Here is a 13,980-nt window from a genome sequence, read left to right as displayed (position 1 = left end):
GAACGGGCGTCCCCACGCCCCAATCACGGCGTCCCCACGCCAGGATCATGCGTCCGTACGTCCCGAAGGCCGCCGTGTAAGCGCCCGGTAAGAGGGCGATCGCAAAGACGCTCCCCGCCACCCGCGTGGTTGCGGAGGACGGGGAGGAAAATCTTCGAACGCCGAGGGCCCCCGGTTCAAGAGGTACGGACCATGCTCCGGACCACATTTCTTACGGGAATCCTAACCGTGGGCCCGCTCCCATCAAGGGAGTTTTCCGTGGTCACCGGCGGTCGCGGATATTACGCCGTTCCTGAACGGCCGGTCAGTTCCGCCGCCACGAGCTCGGCGATCTGCGCGGTGTTCAGCGCGGCTCCCTTGCGGAGGTTGTCCCCGCAGACGAACAGTTCGAGCGCGGTCGGGTCGTCGAGCGCCCGCCGCACCCGGCCGACCCAGGTCGGATCGGTGCCGACCACGTCGGCGGGGGTGGGGAACTCACCGGCGCCCGGGTTGTCGAAGAGGACGACCCCCGGGGCGGTGTCGAGGATCTCCCGGGCCTTGTCGACGGTGACCTCGCCCTGGAAGCGGGCGTGCACGGTCAGCGAGTGCGTGGTGACCACCGGGCCCCGCACGCAGGTGACCGCGACCGGCAGCTTCGGCAGCCCGAGGATCTTGCGGGACTCGTCCCGCACCTTCATCTCCTCCGACGACCAGCCGTCCTCCCGCAGCGACCCGGCCCACGGCACGACGTTGAGCGCGACCGGCTCCGGGAACGGCCCGGTGTCGTCCCCGACGGCCCGTCGCACGTCCCCGGGCTTGGTCCCCAGCTCCGTGCCGGCGACCAGCGACAGCTGCGCCCGCAGCGTCTCCACCCCGGCCCGCCCGGCCCCGCTCACCGCCTGGTACGACGACACCACCAGCTCGCGCAGCCCGAACTCGGCGTGCAGCGCACCCAGGGCGACGATCATCGACAGGGTGGTGCAGTTGGGGTTGGCGATGATCCCGCGCGGCCGGTTGCGGGCGCAGTGCGGATTGACCTCGGGCACCACCAGGGGCACCTCCGGGTCCATCCGGAAGGCGCCCGAGTTGTCCACCACGACCACGCCCCCGGCCGCGGCGACCGGCGCCCAGCGCGCGGACACCTCGTCGGGAACGTCGAACATGGCGACGTCGATCCCGTCGAAGGCCTCCTCGGACAGGGCGACCACCTCGACCTCCGCCCCGCGCACGGTCAGCTTGCGGCCGGCCGAGCGCGGGGAGGCGATCAGGCGGATCTCGCCCCAGACGTCCGCCCGCTGGGACAGGATCTGGAGCATGACCGAGCCGACGGCTCCGGTCGCCCCCACGACCGCGAGCGCCGGCTTGGCAGTCATCGGCCGGTGCCTCCGTAGACCACGGCCTCGTCGGTGTCCGAGTCGAGTCCGAAGGCGGAGTGCACGGCGCGCACGGCCTCCGGCACGTCGTCGGCGCGGGTGACGACCGAGATGCGGATCTCGGAGGTCGAGATCAGCTCGATGTTCACCCCGGCGTCGGACAGCGCCTCGAAGAACGAGGCGGTGACGCCCGGGTTGGTCTTCATGCCCGCGCCGACCAGCGAGATCTTGCCGATCTGGTCGTCGTAGCGCAGCGAGTCGAAGCCGATTCCCGAACGGTTCTTCTCCAGCGCGTCGATGGCCTTGCGGCCCTCGGTCTTGGGCAGCGTGAAGGAGATGTCCGTCAGGCCGGTGGCCGCGGCGGACACGTTCTGCACGACCATGTCGATGTTGATCGCCGCGTCGGCGATGGTCCGGAAGATGGCCGCGGCCTCGCCCGGCTTGTCGGGCACCCCGACGACCGTGACCTTGGCCTCGGAGGTGTCGTGCGCGACACCGGAGATGATGGCCTGCTCCACCTTCTTGTCCCCAATCGGCTTGCTGCTGACCCACGTGCCCTGCAGTCCGCTGAAGCTGGACCGCACGTGGATCGGGATGTTGTAGCGGCGGGCGTACTCCACACAGCGGTGGAGCAGCACCTTGGAACCGGAGGCGGCGAGCTCCAGCATGTCCTCGAAGGAGATCCAGTCGATCTTCCGCGCCTTCGTCACCACGCGCGGGTCGGCGGTGAACACACCGTCGACGTCGGTGTAGATCTCGCAGACCTCGGCGTCGAGCGCGGCGGCGAGCGCCACGGCCGTGGTGTCGGAGCCGCCGCGACCCAGCGTGGTGATGTCCTTCTTGTCGGCGCTGACGCCCTGGAAACCGGCCACGATGGCGATGTTGCCCTCGTCGAGCGCGGTGCGGATGCGACCGGGCGTGACGTCGATGATCCGGGCTTTGTTGTGAACGGAGTCGGTGATGACGCCCGCCTGGCTGCCGGTGAACGACTGGGCCTCGTGGCCCAGGTTTTTGATCGCCATGGCCAGCAGTGCCATGGAGATGCGCTCTCCGGCGGTCAGCAGCATGTCGAACTCCCGCCCGGCAGGCATCGGGGATACCTGCTCGGCGAGATCGATCAACTCGTCCGTCGTGTCGCCCATCGCGGAAACGACGACAACCACCTGGTTGCCGTTCTTCTTCGCTTCCACGATCCGCTTGGCGACGCGCTTGATGCCCTCGGCATCGGCAACGGAGGAGCCTCCGTACTTCTGCACGACAAGGCCCACGTGCGCTCCTCGCTCGGTTCGTTTGTGTCGGCTCAGTTTAACGAGCGTCCGAATTCCACCGGACTGCTCCCGCATGGTGAGACATCGCACCGGGGGTGTTCGGCCGCTCGCGTCCGGAACGGAACCTGCCCAGCGCACGCCCCGCCACGCGGAAAGTGCCCTGGCTCACAGAGGCCCTGTGGCTTAACTTTCAAGAACTAGGGTCGACGTGCAAGCAGACCGACCCCGGCCCCCAGCGAGACAACGCCCATCCCGGCAGCGGTCAGCACCCCGTGCGTGCCGTCCACGACGAAGGGCGCGACGGCGGCGACGACGAGGTTGAAGAGGAAGAGGAACCACAGGACGGGGCGGGAGGCGAGCAGGGCTTTCATGGGAGGTCCTTGTTCTGGTCGGCTGACCTGGCGAGATCAACGATTCCGTCTCCCGGGGCCCGCAACGAGGGAGCGCGCTCCCGGACCGTCGGTGTAGCCAGTTACACCATGACGACGACGTTGATGTCCCTGACCGGGATCGTGCTGCTGGGTGCGAGCGTGCAATGGCTGACGGGGATGGGCTTCGCCCTGGTCGCCGTACCGGCCCTGATCCTCCTGCTCGGCCCGGCCCAGGGGGTCGCCCTGGCGAACTGCGCGGCGGGCGCGATCAGCGTGGTGGGCCTCGCGGGCGGCTGGCGCCGAGTCCGTCCGGCGGCGATGGTCCCCCTGTGCGCGGCGGCGGCCTGCACGGTCCCGGCGGGTACCTGGATGACCCGCCAACTCCCGCCCCCGGTCCTCCTGTTGACGATGGGATCTCTGGTGACAGCGGCGGTCGTCCTGGTGATACGGGGTGCCCGCCTGCCCGCCCTGCGCGGCCGCGCCGGGGCGCTGGCGGCGGGCGCGGTGGGCGGCTTCATGAACTCGGCAGCGGGCGTGGGCGGCCCGCCCGTTTCCCTCTACGCCCTCAACGCGGGCTGGACGGTACGGGAGTTCGTCCCCAACGCGCAGTTCTACGGCGTCGTCGTCAACGCGTTCTCGGTGACGGCGAACGGGGTGCCCGCCCTGAGCACGGCGGAGTGGACGGCGGTGGGTGTGGCGATGGCGGTGGGTGGGTTGACCGGCAGGGCGGTGGGCGACCGCCTGCCCGAGCACCACGCCCGGCGCCTGGTCCTCCTGCTGGCCCTGACGGGCGGCGTCACGGCGGTGGCGAAGGGGGTGTGGACGCTCTGATCCCACGGCACGGGGGGCTCAGTCCACGAACTCCTTCAAGGGCTCGGTGTCGAGGGTGATGTTCACGGGCTCCGGGAGTTTCACAGCCGCTCCGAACGGCCACTTCTCCTCGTGCCGGTAGCGGCCGCCCTCCGGTTGGTTGAAGACAACGACCGAACAGTCGTCACGGTCGACCAGGAGGTAGACGGGGATGCCGGCCGCGGCGTAGCCATCGGGCTTCTCGATACGGTCGCGCTGGTTGGTGTCGGTGTCGAACGAGGTGATCTCGACGGCCATCAGCACGCCGCTGGTCTCCGACCACTCCCCCTTGCCCTTGAGGCTGCCCTGGGGCACGAGCACGCCGTCCGCGCGGGCGCGCCCCTTTCGGTAAGCCTCGGTCTTGAGCCCTCGCTCGGGATGGAGCCGCAGGTCAGGGCGTAGGTGCATGCACTGTTCCAGAAGCCACATGTAGATCTCGCTGTGGTTGCCGTCAGGCAAGGGCTTGACCTGGACCTTCCCGTTGACGAACTCCAGCCACACGGTCTCCGGGGCATGGCGTTCGAGTTCCTCGAACTCCTCGACGGACATCTGCGGCTGGTGCTCGGTCCTGGGGGTCATGGCGTCGCCTCCTCGACCCCATACTGCCCCGACCGGCACCTCCTGCACGCTCACCGCAGCCCCGCCGCGCGCCGAAGGGCCGCGACGCGCTCGGTCACGTCGATGACCTCGTCGACACCGGGAAGGTCGCCGCCGGCGCGCGGGCCGGGAAGGAAGGTCGCTGGGACGTAGCCGTCCGTGTACTCGTCCTCGTCGACGCTCTCCAGGCACTCCCGGCACAACCCGCTCACGATCTCGGTCGTCCGCTCGTCGGCATCACACAGACCGCAGGCCATGATCACGCGGGTGACGCGAGCACGGCGGACGGCCTTCTGCCGGACCTTCGCCTTGGACTGCTTCGGGGGCATCTTGTTCTCCAATCGCTTGCGGGCGAATCCGCCCGGGTTGGTGACGGCGTCCGGGAGCCCGTCGGTCAGGGCCTTGGTGATGTCGTCCGGGCTCGCGCCACGGGAGAGCCACTCCTCAGCCAGGGACGCGAGGGAACGGCAGTCGGCGTCGGAGAGAGCCATACGGGGTTCTGACGCGCGCAGTTCGGCGAGGACCTGACGGGCGGTGTCGGGTTCCGGCTCGACGTCGACGGCATCGATGTCCGGGGCTGCCTGGGCCTCCTCGACGCGGGCCAACCCCGGCTGGTAGTCCTCGGTGACGTCCTTGCCGTTCAGCTTGCGGGCGAACTCCGCCCACCACTCGGCCGACCTGCGGGTTCGGGACCAGTACGTGCGGGTCACCCACCGCATCGAGTTGTCCTCGACGGTGATGTGCTCCTTGATCCACCGCAGGTGGCCGGCGAGCGTGATGCGGCGCAGCGAGGTACGGCAGGCCAGCTGGCCAAAACGGGGGTGCTCGGCGGCGATCGCCTTGTAGCCCATCGCGTGACCCTCGTGGAGATGGTCGATGAAGACGGCGATCTCACGGTCGCGGGGGCTCAGGTGTGCGAAGTCCGGGTCGGCGTGCGGGTCTTCGTCACCCGTGGAGCGCTTGCCGTACCCCGTTTTGGCCATGGGGTGCGACGGGGACGGCAGGTCAGGGCTAGGCTGGGCGTAAGCCACGATCGAGCTCTTTCGATCCGTAGGGCCAGGCCCCGGAGCCGGTGTTCCCGCACCGACCGGGGCCGATCTATGTGCCGCGAACCTAGGGCGCCTTCACACTCCGACGCAAGCCGATCACGGAACGTCACTCTTTCGAGGTAGGCAGCTTCAACTCACCCACAGAGCCGGTTGGTTGGGTCGGATCAAACCAGCCCAAACCCCATGGAAGAGCTCGAAGCCCGGGGCTTGAGCCCCGGGCCGAACTGCGCATGGCGGGTCAGAGCGAAGGATCAGCCGCCCGGCTGCACGGGTGGGCTGCTGCGGCCCCGGCCGCTCGATTCGGCGTCGAAGGTCTCCTGGGCGACGCGCATGGCCTCGGCGTACACCGGATCCCGCAGCCGTTTCCACATCTCGGCCTCGGGGACGTCCTCGACGTGGGCGACCACCTACCAGATGTTGCCGAAGGGGTCCTTGACGGCACGCGTGAACGTAGCGTCCGCGTCGGCGACGAACACCCGTAGCAGGCTGGGCATGACGGTCCAGTCCGCGCTCCGGTCGAAGGCCAGTACGACGGTGTCGCCGATCCGGATCTCGCGTGCCCGATCGAACCGGCCTCGGTGGGGACCCGCCCCAGCTCTTCCCCTCCGAACGCCTTGCTGACGAAGTCCAGGAACGCCCCGGTGTCATCGGTGACGACCCAGGGCGCGACGGTGGTGCAACCGTCCGGTACGACGTCGTTCCGCTCGGGCATCGCGGTCTCCTCAGTGGTGCCGGGACATGTCACCGCCGACCATAGGAACCGCTTAGAACGCAGGCTGTCCTACATGTCACGAAGGTGTTGTCATCAACTGCGCTTCGTGCACGACACGTTGCCCCTAGTCTGTTGGGTCCGGCACGGGCGTGGCATCGGGGGCTGGCAATGATCGTGCAGTGGTGCGTGAAGGGGATGTCGCTCCCGGGCGACGCTGTCGCCAGGGGACTGATCGACAGCAGAATCGGGATCACCTGCCGTTGGTGGGAGAAGACCAATCCGCTGCCCAGCAACGAGATCGCCTCGAAACTGACCGCGCAGAACCTCAATCTGCATGTGAACCATTTCGAGAGCATCGACCCCGCCACGGGAAAGCCGTTCTGCGAGGAGACCCCGTTCATCTCCCTCTCGTGCGGAACGGTGGAGCGGTCCACGGCGGCGAAGACCAACTTCGTGCACACCGCCCGGCACACCGCCCTGTGGTTCGGCACCCGCTTCGGACGTGAGTCGGTCGCGTATCTCTACTACTGCTGGGTCATCCTGGCCCCCCGGTCCGCCGTGGCGGTGGAGGGCGTCGCCGAAGAGGTCCGCGACCTGAACACCTACCGCAGGTACTCGCCGTACCAGACCGAGGGTGAGGTGGCCGCGAAGATCCTCGTACCGGCGAACCAGATCCACCGGTGCGAGAAGTGGGAATGGGACCGCAGGCGCCTTATGTTCCGGTCGGCCTGGACCCACTCCAACCCTGGTTTCGTGGCGCCCGAAGCGCTGAGCAATGTCAGGGAGATGCTCTGAGATGACTTCTCCACCGCCCGGTCCGCCCCCGCTCGATCCGCTCGATCCGCTCGATCCGCTGCAACTCGACGCCGGCCAGGTAAGCACCGCGGCCGAATTTCACGAATCGTACGGGCGCTTCGTACTGCAGAACACGGCTGAAAGACGCGACGACTTCGAGGCCGCCCTGATCGAGGCCGCCTCCGCCTACCGACTCGCGGGACAGTGGCGACTGCTGGTCGACCAGGTCGGTGGCGTGAAGCTACTGCTCACCTCCGCCTCGCTGCTCGACCAGGCAGGCCTCATGTACGGCTCCTACCTCCGTGCCTCCCTGGCACCGGACACGGTGCGCGACGAGCGTGACGCCTGGACACCCCGGCTCCTGCGCACCGACGGGCGGCCACACGACGAACCCGGACCCTCGACCCCCGTGCGCGCCTACCCTGAACCCGAGAGCCGGCGCGCGGCGCGCGAACCGGACCCGATCCTCGACCACGTCCAGCAGCAGACCTACCTCCTGCTGGCCTGCGCGGCGTTGACCACACCCGGCAGCAGGCAGGCCAGGCAGCTCAGGTCATTCGCGGCTCGGTCACCGCACCGGGACGGCGTCGTCCCCATGGGGTCGATGGCCGTCCCGGTGCGGACGTTCTGGGGCTTGGCGCTGGACATGCTTTCCCCTGAGGACGAGTCGGCCGCCAGGTCGTACGCCGGAACACTCACCGAACTGTCCCGCGCTTACGCCAGGACGGTGGACCTTGCCATGGCCAACACCCTGACCTGGTTCAAGGCCGCGGCCCCGATCGACGTGGCGGACCTGGACGTGATCGGCACGGTGGCGATGGGCGTGCGGCGTTTCGGCCTGGACCGGATGCGGGACCTGCTGCTCGCGGACGGCGTCGGACTGCCCGCCGTGGCCCTGGTGCCGCTGACTCTGGGGATGACGGTGGGGGGCGGGGGACCTGACGGGCCGATCGGACCCGTCGGGCCGGTCGGTCCGGTCGGGCCCGTCGGTCCGGTCGGGCCCGTCGGTCCGGTCCAGCCGGACACACCGGCGAGTCGGAGCACGAGGCCCAGGCTGAGAGACCCAGGGAGCCTTGCATGAAGGACGCGACGGAGTTGATTCGAGCCCTGACCGGGCTGGCCTGGCCGGTGTTCGCCGCGTTGGTGGTGTGGAAGCTGCTTCCGGAGATCCGGGACATCGTCAGCAAACGGGGCTTCAGCCTCAAGGTCGGCAACAACGAACTCACGGTGCAGCAGTTCACGGACCAGGTCGTCGAGACCACCGCGGAACTCCAGCGGCAGGTCACGGCTCGGACCGAACCGTCGCCGCAGTCACAGCACGTCCTGCGCAGAATCCTGTGGGTCGATGACACACCCGCCAACAACGCCTACCAGGCCGGCCAGTTACAGGCCATGGGCGTGGAGGTCGTGCAGACCGAGTCCACGGACGAGGGGCTGCGGACCCTGCGCAGGGCCTCCCGGCCCTTCGACGCGGTGATCACCGACATGGGCCGCGCCGAGGCCGGCGGCTTCGACCCCGACGCCGGGCTCACGCTGATCCGGAGGATCCGCGAGGCGGGTGACACGATCCCGGTGTTCGTCTACGGCGGCTCCGGTGCGACGGCCCGCCGGGACCAGGTGGCCGCCGCCGGGGGCGACGGCGTCACACAGACCACCAGCGAGCTGTTCGCCCTGCTGGGCGGGGTGGGCCGGTTCCCGAGAACCGCTACTTGACCGGCCCGAGGCCCAGCGTTCCGCCGATCTCCTGCTGCATGACCTGGCCCGCCTCGAACTCCAGGGTTTCGTCGCCGAGGGTGGCCTGGTCGGTGTCCAGGCCGTCCAGTTCTTCCAGGGGCTGGTTCAGGCGGACGTGGATGAGGACGGACTGGAGGGCGCGCAGGACCGCGGAGGCGGTGGGGCCCCAGTTGGAGAAGTAGGAGAACTGCCACCACCACAGGGCCTCCGTGGTGCGGCCCGCGCGGTAGTGGGCCATGCCGTGGCGGAGGTCGGCGATGATGTCGGCGAGGTCGTCCGAGATCCGGGCCGGTACGGGGGCCTTGCGGGGCTCGTACGGGTCGAAGACCTCGGAGTAGACGTCGATCGGGTCCAGGAGGCGCGCGAAGTTCTCGCGGATCTGGTCGACGTCCGGCTCGGGGCCCAGGTCCGGCTCGTAGCGCTCGTCGGGGACGATGTCCTCGTGCGCGCCGAGGCGCCCGCCGGCCAGCAGGAGCTGGGAGACCTCCAGGAGGAGGAAGGGGACCGCCGAATCCGGCTCGTCGCCCTTCGCCACCTCCGTGACGGCCACCAGGAAGCTCTCCACCTGGTCCGCGATCTGGACCGAGAAGTCGTCCGGGTTCAGCGTCGTGTCGTGCAGCGTGGCGTCAGACATCTAGGAGTCGTCTCCCCTCGAAGGCGCGGCCGAGGGTGACCTCGTCCGCGTATTCCAGGTCGCCACCCACCGGGAGGCCGCTGGCCAGGCGGGTGACCTTCAGGCCCATGGGTTTGATCATGCGGGCGAGGTAGGTGGCCGTGGCCTCGCCCTCCAGGTTCGGGTCCGTGGCCAGGATCAGCTCGGTGACCGTGCCGTCGGCCAGCCGGGCGAGGAGTTCCCTGATGCGCAGGTCGTCGGGGCCGACGCCCTCGATCGGGCTGATCGCCCCGCCGAGCACGTGGTAACGGCCCCGGAACTCCCGGGTCCGCTCGATCGCGACGACGTCCTTGGGCTCCTCCACCACACAGATCACCGTGGGGTCGCGGCGGGCGTCGCGGCAGATGTTGCACAGTTCCTCCTGTGCCACGTTGCCGCAGGCCGCACAGAAGCGGACCTTCGCCTTCACCTCCAGCAGGGCCTGCGCGAGACGCCGTACGTCCGTGGGCTCCGCCTGGAGGATGTGGAAGGCGATCCGCTGCGCGCTCTTCGGACCGACGCCGGGCAGCCGCCCCAGCTCGTCGATGAGGTCCTGGACCACGCCTTCGTACAACGGACTGCCCTTCCTGGAGTCTTTCGGTACGTACCGTAGTTGGCTGCCGCCTGTCCTAGGAAGGCGGTACCGGTGTCGCGTGGGCGACGAACATCAGAACGGCCAGTTCAGAACGGCAGGCCGGGGATGCCGCTGCCGCCGCCCAGACCCTGGGCCAGCGGGCCCAGCTTCTGCTGCTGGAGGGTCTGCGCGTTCTCGTTGGCCGCCTGCACGGCCGCGACGATCAGGTCGGCGAGGGTCTCGGTGTCGTCCGGGTCCACCGCCTTCGGGTCGATCTTCAGCGCGCGCAGCTCGCCGGAACCGGTCACGGTGGCCCGTACCAGGCCGCCGCCCGCCTGTCCGTCGACCTCCGTGCTCGCCAGCTCCTCCTGGGCCCGTGCCAGGTCCTGCTGCATCTTCTGGGCCTGCTGGAGCAGCTGCTGCATGTTGGGCTGGCCACCACCGGGGATCACGATCAGCTCCTGGGTGTCGATTCTCGGTTGTCCCGTTGTGCATGAGCCTACGTGGTCGACGCAGCCATCGCCCCGCCACTCTTTCGAGTGAGAATCGCCGGAGGCCTATACCTGACCAAGGGCCACTTCTGGGCGGAAAAGACGCGAAAGCCAAGCCTTCGCCACCCATTGGGCGGTAGGAAGGATTCCCGTCGTCAGCATCCATTGTCAGGTCCCGTGCGGTGGCCGGCGTCGTGTTCAATGCCATGGCCCGCGTCACGGAACGTGACCGGTGGGGATCAGTTAGGGAGTGCCTGGTGGGTCAGCCGGAGATGCAGCCCGAGGGACCGCGTCAGGACGGGCGGGGCGAGGGTGCGGCCGGACTGCGGCCGGGCGATCTGGCCGGGCGGGCGTTTCCGCTCGGGGACTGGGGCGAGCCGGCCGAGCGGCTCGACGAGCTGTACCGGTGGGTGGAGCGCGGGGCGCTGGAGACGGCCGCGTGGTACCTGGCGGACCGGGTGTGGAAGCGGCGGGGGGCGCGGGCGCTGCGCGGCGGGGCGGCCGTGGGGGCGGTGCTGGGGGCGGCGCTGCCGCTGCTCGACCTGACCGGGGTGGTCGGCGGGGTCGCACCCTGGGGGTATCTCGCGCTGCTGACGGCGGTGGCGTGCGTGGGCGTCGACCGGTTCTTCGGGGTGACGTCCGGCTGGATAAGGGACATGGCCACCGCTCAGGCCGTGCAGCGGCGGCTCCAGGTGCTCCAGTTCGACTGGGCGTCGGAGAGTGTGCGGGAGGTGCTGGGGCCGGCGGAGGGGACGGCGAGCGAGGCGGCGGAGCGGTGCCTGGCGGTGCTGCGGAGGTTCTCGGAGGACGTGACCGAGCTGGTCCGTACGGAGACGGCCGACTGGATGGTGGAGTTCCGGACCGGGTCGGCGCCGCTGGCGATCCAGGCGGCGGTGGCGGCCGGGCCGCGCGGGGAGGCGGGGCAGCTGCACGGCCGCTTCCCGCTGCCGCCGGGGACGAACGGGGCCCGGCCGAACATGCCCCGGCAACGACCCCCGGAGCCCAGGTGAGGGGGGCGGGGCGTACGTCGCCGGTCGGCCGCGGGTGAGTGGGGGTCGCTCGCGCAGTTCCCCGCGCCCCTAAAGGGGCGCTCAGGCTGGCGTGCCCCTTTAGGGGCGCGGGGAACTGCGCGACCAGCCACGACGGCGCCGCAGAAGAGACCCGGCGCTCACCCACCCCACGGCGCCCCCGTACTCCCCCGCACCTCCAGAAACGGCGTCACCAGGTCCACCTCCGCCCCCCGCCCCGGCTCCGCGATCCTCCCCAGGAGCCGTTCGGCGGCCCGCCGCCCCACCTCCTCGCTCGCGTTGTCCACCGTCGTGAGCCACAGGTGGCGCAGCCGGGAGAGGTACGTGTTGTCGTAGCCGACCAGCGACAGGTCCCGGGGCACGGTCAGCCCCGTCTCCTCGGCCGCCGACAGCGCGCCCACGCACGTCATGTCGTTCACCGCGAAGACCGCCGTCGGACGCGGGACCCGGCTCAGCAGCCGAACCGTCGCCCGATAGCCGCCCTCCTCCGTCAGGTCCCCCTGTTCCACCGTCGCCGAGCCTGCCAGCCCGTGCGCGCGCATGGTCGTCTCGAAGCTGCGCCGGCGCAGTTCGCCGACCGCCCCCTGACCGGCGATGTGGGCGATGTGCCGGTGCCCCAGGCCGATGAGGTGCTCGGTGGCGAGGCGGGCGCCCAGCTCGTCGTCGTTCGCGACGATGTCGACGGACGGGAGCACCGGCTCCCTGGCCCCGGCCACCACCGTCGGGACACGGTCGGCCGCCGTGCGCAGCACCCCGGGGTCGTGCAGCGTGCCGACCGCGATCAGGCCGTCCACGTGCAGTTCGGTGAAGGTGTGGGTGAGGTCCTCGCCGAGGCGCCGGTTCAGGTGCCCGTCGGCCAGGAGCATCCGCAGCCCGGCGTCGTACAGCCGCCGGTTCAGGCCGTCGAGGAGTTCCACGAACCAGGGGTTGCGCATGTCGTTGAGGAGGACGCCGACCGTGCGGGTGCGCCGCTCGCTGAGGCTGCGGGCCGCCGCGTTGGGCCGGTAGCCGAGTTCCTCCACCGCGGCCAGCACCGCCCGGCGCTTGTCCGCGCGGACCCCGTCCGCACCGCGCAGCACCAGGGAGACCAGCGACTTCGACACGCCGGCGCGCGCGGCGACGTCACGGATGGTCGGGGCGCTCATGACATGGACCGTTCCATACTCACCCGCGCATTGTAAAGACGGCCGAATGTCTTGACATCAGCAGAAGGGCGCCCGCATCGTGAGCGGGCAACCTCTGGAACGGTCCAAAGAAGGGCAGCCATCGTGAGCACGCTCGGCGTCGCCGTCGTCGGATTCGGCTGGATGGGACGGGTGCACGCCCAGGCCTACCAGCGGATTCCCCACCACTTCCCGCAGCTGCCCGTACGGCCCGAGCTGATCGCCGTCGCCGAGGAGGTACCGGGCCGGGCCGAGGAGGCGGCCGCCCAGTTCGGGTTCGCCTCGACCACCCGGGACTGGCGCGAGGTCGCCGCCGACCCGCGCATCCACGCCGTCAGCATCACCGCGCCCAACTTCCTGCACCGCGAGATCGGCACCGCCATGGCGGAGGCCGGCAAGCACATCTGGATCGAGAAGCCGGTCGGCCTGACCGCCGAGGACGCCACCGCCGTACGGGACGCGGTCCGCGAGGCCGGTGTCCAGAGCACCGTCGGCTTCAACTACCGCAACGCGCCCGCCGTCTCGTACGCCCGTGAGCTGATCGCCTCCGGCGAGCTGGGCGCCGTCACCCATGTCCGCATCCGTCTCTTCAGCGACTACGCGGCCCATCCCGAGGGCGCCCTGACCTGGCGCTACGAGCGGGCCCGCGGCGGCGGAGGCGTCCTCGGCGACCTGGCCTCACACGGCGTCGACCTGGCGCGCCACCTGCTGGGGGACATCACCGCGCTCGCCGCCGACACCGCCGTCTTCATCCCCGAGCGCGCCCGGCCCACCGGCGCCACCGCCGGCCACACCCTGGCCACCGGCGGCGAACTCGGCCCGGTCGAGAACGAGGACTACGTCGGCTGCCTGCTGCGCTTCGCCTCCGGCGCCCGCGGGGTCCTGGAGGCCTCCCGGGTCTCGGTCGGCGAGCAGAACAACTACGGCTTCGAGGTGCACGGCACCAAGGGCGCCGTCTTCTGGGACTACCGGCGGATGGGCGAGCTGGGCGTCAGCCACGGCACCTCCTACCAGGACCAGCCCGTCAGCACCGTCTTCGTCGGCCCCGGCCACGGCGAGTACGCCGCCTTCCAGCCCGGCGCGGCCAACGCCATGGGCTACGACGACCTCAAGGTCGTCGAGGCCCGCAACTTCCTGCGCTCGGTCACCGAGGGCATCCCGTACGGCGCGACCCTGGACGACGCCGTGCACAGCGCGACCGCCCTCGACGCGATGAGCCGCTCGGCCGCGCGGGGCACCTGGGAGAACGTCGGATGAGCCGGACCCGGATCGGCTCGTCGGCGCCGGGAACATGGGCGCCGACCACGTGAACACGCTGCACCGCTGGGTCTCCGGCGCCGAGGTC

At 70.2% G+C, this 13,980-nt stretch carries 15 protein-coding genes and 1 pseudogene; 6 read left to right on the top strand and 10 right to left on the bottom strand.

Going from position 1 to position 13,980, the window contains the following annotated elements:
• Positions 1-281: 281 nt before the first annotated feature.
• From ABZ646_RS01645 to ABZ646_RS01635, 3 genes are all read right to left on the bottom strand, one after another.
• Positions 282-1,352 (bottom strand): aspartate-semialdehyde dehydrogenase, encoded by a 1,071-nt coding sequence (locus ABZ646_RS01645; RefSeq protein ID WP_360511819.1) that lies wholly within the window; start codon positions 1,350-1,352, stop codon positions 282-284.
• Positions 1,349-2,620, bottom strand: a complete 1,272-nt coding sequence (locus ABZ646_RS01640) for an aspartate kinase (RefSeq protein ID WP_360511825.1) — start codon at positions 2,618-2,620, stop codon at positions 1,349-1,351. The genes ABZ646_RS01645 and ABZ646_RS01640 overlap by 4 nt, the downstream gene beginning before the upstream one ends.
• 197 nt (positions 2,621-2,817) lie before the next feature.
• Positions 2,818-2,991: a hypothetical protein gene (locus ABZ646_RS01635; RefSeq protein ID WP_360511816.1), complete on the bottom strand. Its 174-nt coding sequence runs from the start codon at positions 2,989-2,991 to the stop codon at positions 2,818-2,820.
• Positions 2,992-3,099: 108 nt separating this feature from the next.
• Between ABZ646_RS01635 and ABZ646_RS01630 the strand changes: the two genes are divergently transcribed.
• The gene (locus ABZ646_RS01630) at positions 3,100-3,822 is read left to right on the top strand and encodes a sulfite exporter TauE/SafE family protein (RefSeq protein ID WP_360511815.1); all 723 of its coding nucleotides are present in this window, start codon (positions 3,100-3,102) and stop codon (positions 3,820-3,822) included.
• Positions 3,823-3,840: 18 nt separating this feature from the next.
• Here the strand turns inward: ABZ646_RS01630 and ABZ646_RS01625 are convergent, their stop codons facing one another.
• From ABZ646_RS01625 to ABZ646_RS01615, 3 genes and pseudogenes are all read right to left on the bottom strand, one after another.
• A complete protein-coding gene (locus ABZ646_RS01625; RefSeq protein WP_360511813.1) occupies positions 3,841-4,419 on the bottom strand; it encodes a Uma2 family endonuclease in 579 nt (192 codons plus the stop codon).
• Between the two features lie 50 nt (positions 4,420-4,469).
• A complete protein-coding gene (locus tag ABZ646_RS01620) occupies positions 4,470-5,420 on the bottom strand; it encodes a hypothetical protein (protein WP_360511811.1) in 951 nt (316 codons plus the stop codon).
• A gap of 317 nt (positions 5,421-5,737) precedes the next feature.
• Positions 5,738-6,198, bottom strand: a pseudogene (locus ABZ646_RS01615) (VOC family protein).
• Positions 6,199-6,366: 168 nt separating this feature from the next.
• On the opposite strand from ABZ646_RS01615, the gene ABZ646_RS01610 reads away from it, so the two are divergent.
• Genes ABZ646_RS01610 through ABZ646_RS01600 form a run of 3 tightly spaced genes read left to right on the top strand, consistent with a single transcriptional unit; the run spans position 6,367 to position 8,706 of the window.
• A complete protein-coding gene (locus ABZ646_RS01610; RefSeq protein WP_360511809.1) occupies positions 6,367-6,993 on the top strand; it encodes a hypothetical protein in 627 nt (208 codons plus the stop codon).
• Between the two features lies 1 nt (position 6,994).
• Positions 6,995-8,074 (top strand): hypothetical protein, encoded by a 1,080-nt coding sequence (locus ABZ646_RS01605; protein WP_360511807.1) that lies wholly within the window; start codon positions 6,995-6,997, stop codon positions 8,072-8,074.
• Positions 8,071-8,706, top strand: a complete 636-nt coding sequence (locus ABZ646_RS01600) for a response regulator (protein WP_360511805.1) — start codon at positions 8,071-8,073, stop codon at positions 8,704-8,706. Before ABZ646_RS01605 ends, ABZ646_RS01600 begins: the two co-directional genes overlap by 4 nt.
• Here the strand turns inward: ABZ646_RS01600 and ABZ646_RS01595 are convergent.
• The 3 genes from ABZ646_RS01595 to ABZ646_RS01585 all read right to left on the bottom strand — a co-directional run bounded on the left by ABZ646_RS01595 (position 8,699) and on the right by ABZ646_RS01585 (position 10,405).
• Positions 8,699-9,361, bottom strand: coding sequence for a DUF5063 domain-containing protein (locus ABZ646_RS01595; RefSeq protein WP_360511803.1), 663 nt, complete (start codon positions 9,359-9,361; stop codon positions 8,699-8,701). The two genes, ABZ646_RS01600 and ABZ646_RS01595, sit on opposite strands and share 8 nt — an antisense overlap.
• Positions 9,354-9,953, bottom strand: coding sequence for a recombination mediator RecR (gene recR, locus ABZ646_RS01590; RefSeq protein WP_350780962.1), 600 nt, complete (start codon positions 9,951-9,953; stop codon positions 9,354-9,356). Before recR ends, ABZ646_RS01595 begins: the two co-directional genes overlap by 8 nt.
• A gap of 107 nt (positions 9,954-10,060) precedes the next feature.
• Positions 10,061-10,405: a YbaB/EbfC family nucleoid-associated protein gene (locus ABZ646_RS01585; RefSeq protein WP_360511801.1), complete on the bottom strand. Its 345-nt coding sequence runs from the start codon at positions 10,403-10,405 to the stop codon at positions 10,061-10,063.
• A gap of 296 nt (positions 10,406-10,701) precedes the next feature.
• On the opposite strand from ABZ646_RS01585, the gene ABZ646_RS01580 reads away from it, so the two are divergent.
• Positions 10,702-11,454, top strand: coding sequence for an SLATT domain-containing protein (locus ABZ646_RS01580; RefSeq protein ID WP_360511799.1), 753 nt, complete (start codon positions 10,702-10,704; stop codon positions 11,452-11,454).
• 158 nt (positions 11,455-11,612) lie between these two features.
• On the opposite strand, the gene ABZ646_RS01575 is transcribed toward ABZ646_RS01580, so the two are convergent.
• Entirely contained in the window at positions 11,613-12,617 is a 1,005-nt protein-coding gene (locus ABZ646_RS01575) for a LacI family DNA-binding transcriptional regulator (protein WP_360511797.1), read from the bottom strand.
• Between the two features lie 120 nt (positions 12,618-12,737).
• Here ABZ646_RS01575 and ABZ646_RS01570 point away from each other — a divergent pair, with 120 nt between their 5' ends.
• Positions 12,738-13,892 carry a Gfo/Idh/MocA family oxidoreductase gene (locus ABZ646_RS01570; RefSeq protein WP_360511823.1) on the top strand — a complete coding sequence of 385 codons (1,155 nt, stop codon included), beginning with the start codon at positions 12,738-12,740 and terminating at the stop codon, positions 13,890-13,892.
• Positions 13,893-13,980 lie beyond the last annotated feature (88 nt).

Origin of the sequence: Streptomyces sp. NPDC007162 (assembly GCF_040634175.1) — a bacterium.
GTDB lineage: Bacteria > Actinomycetota > Actinomycetes > Streptomycetales > Streptomycetaceae > Streptomyces.
Note: the sequence above shows the minus strand (reverse complement) of the source record. Positions and strands in the feature narration are given on the sequence as shown.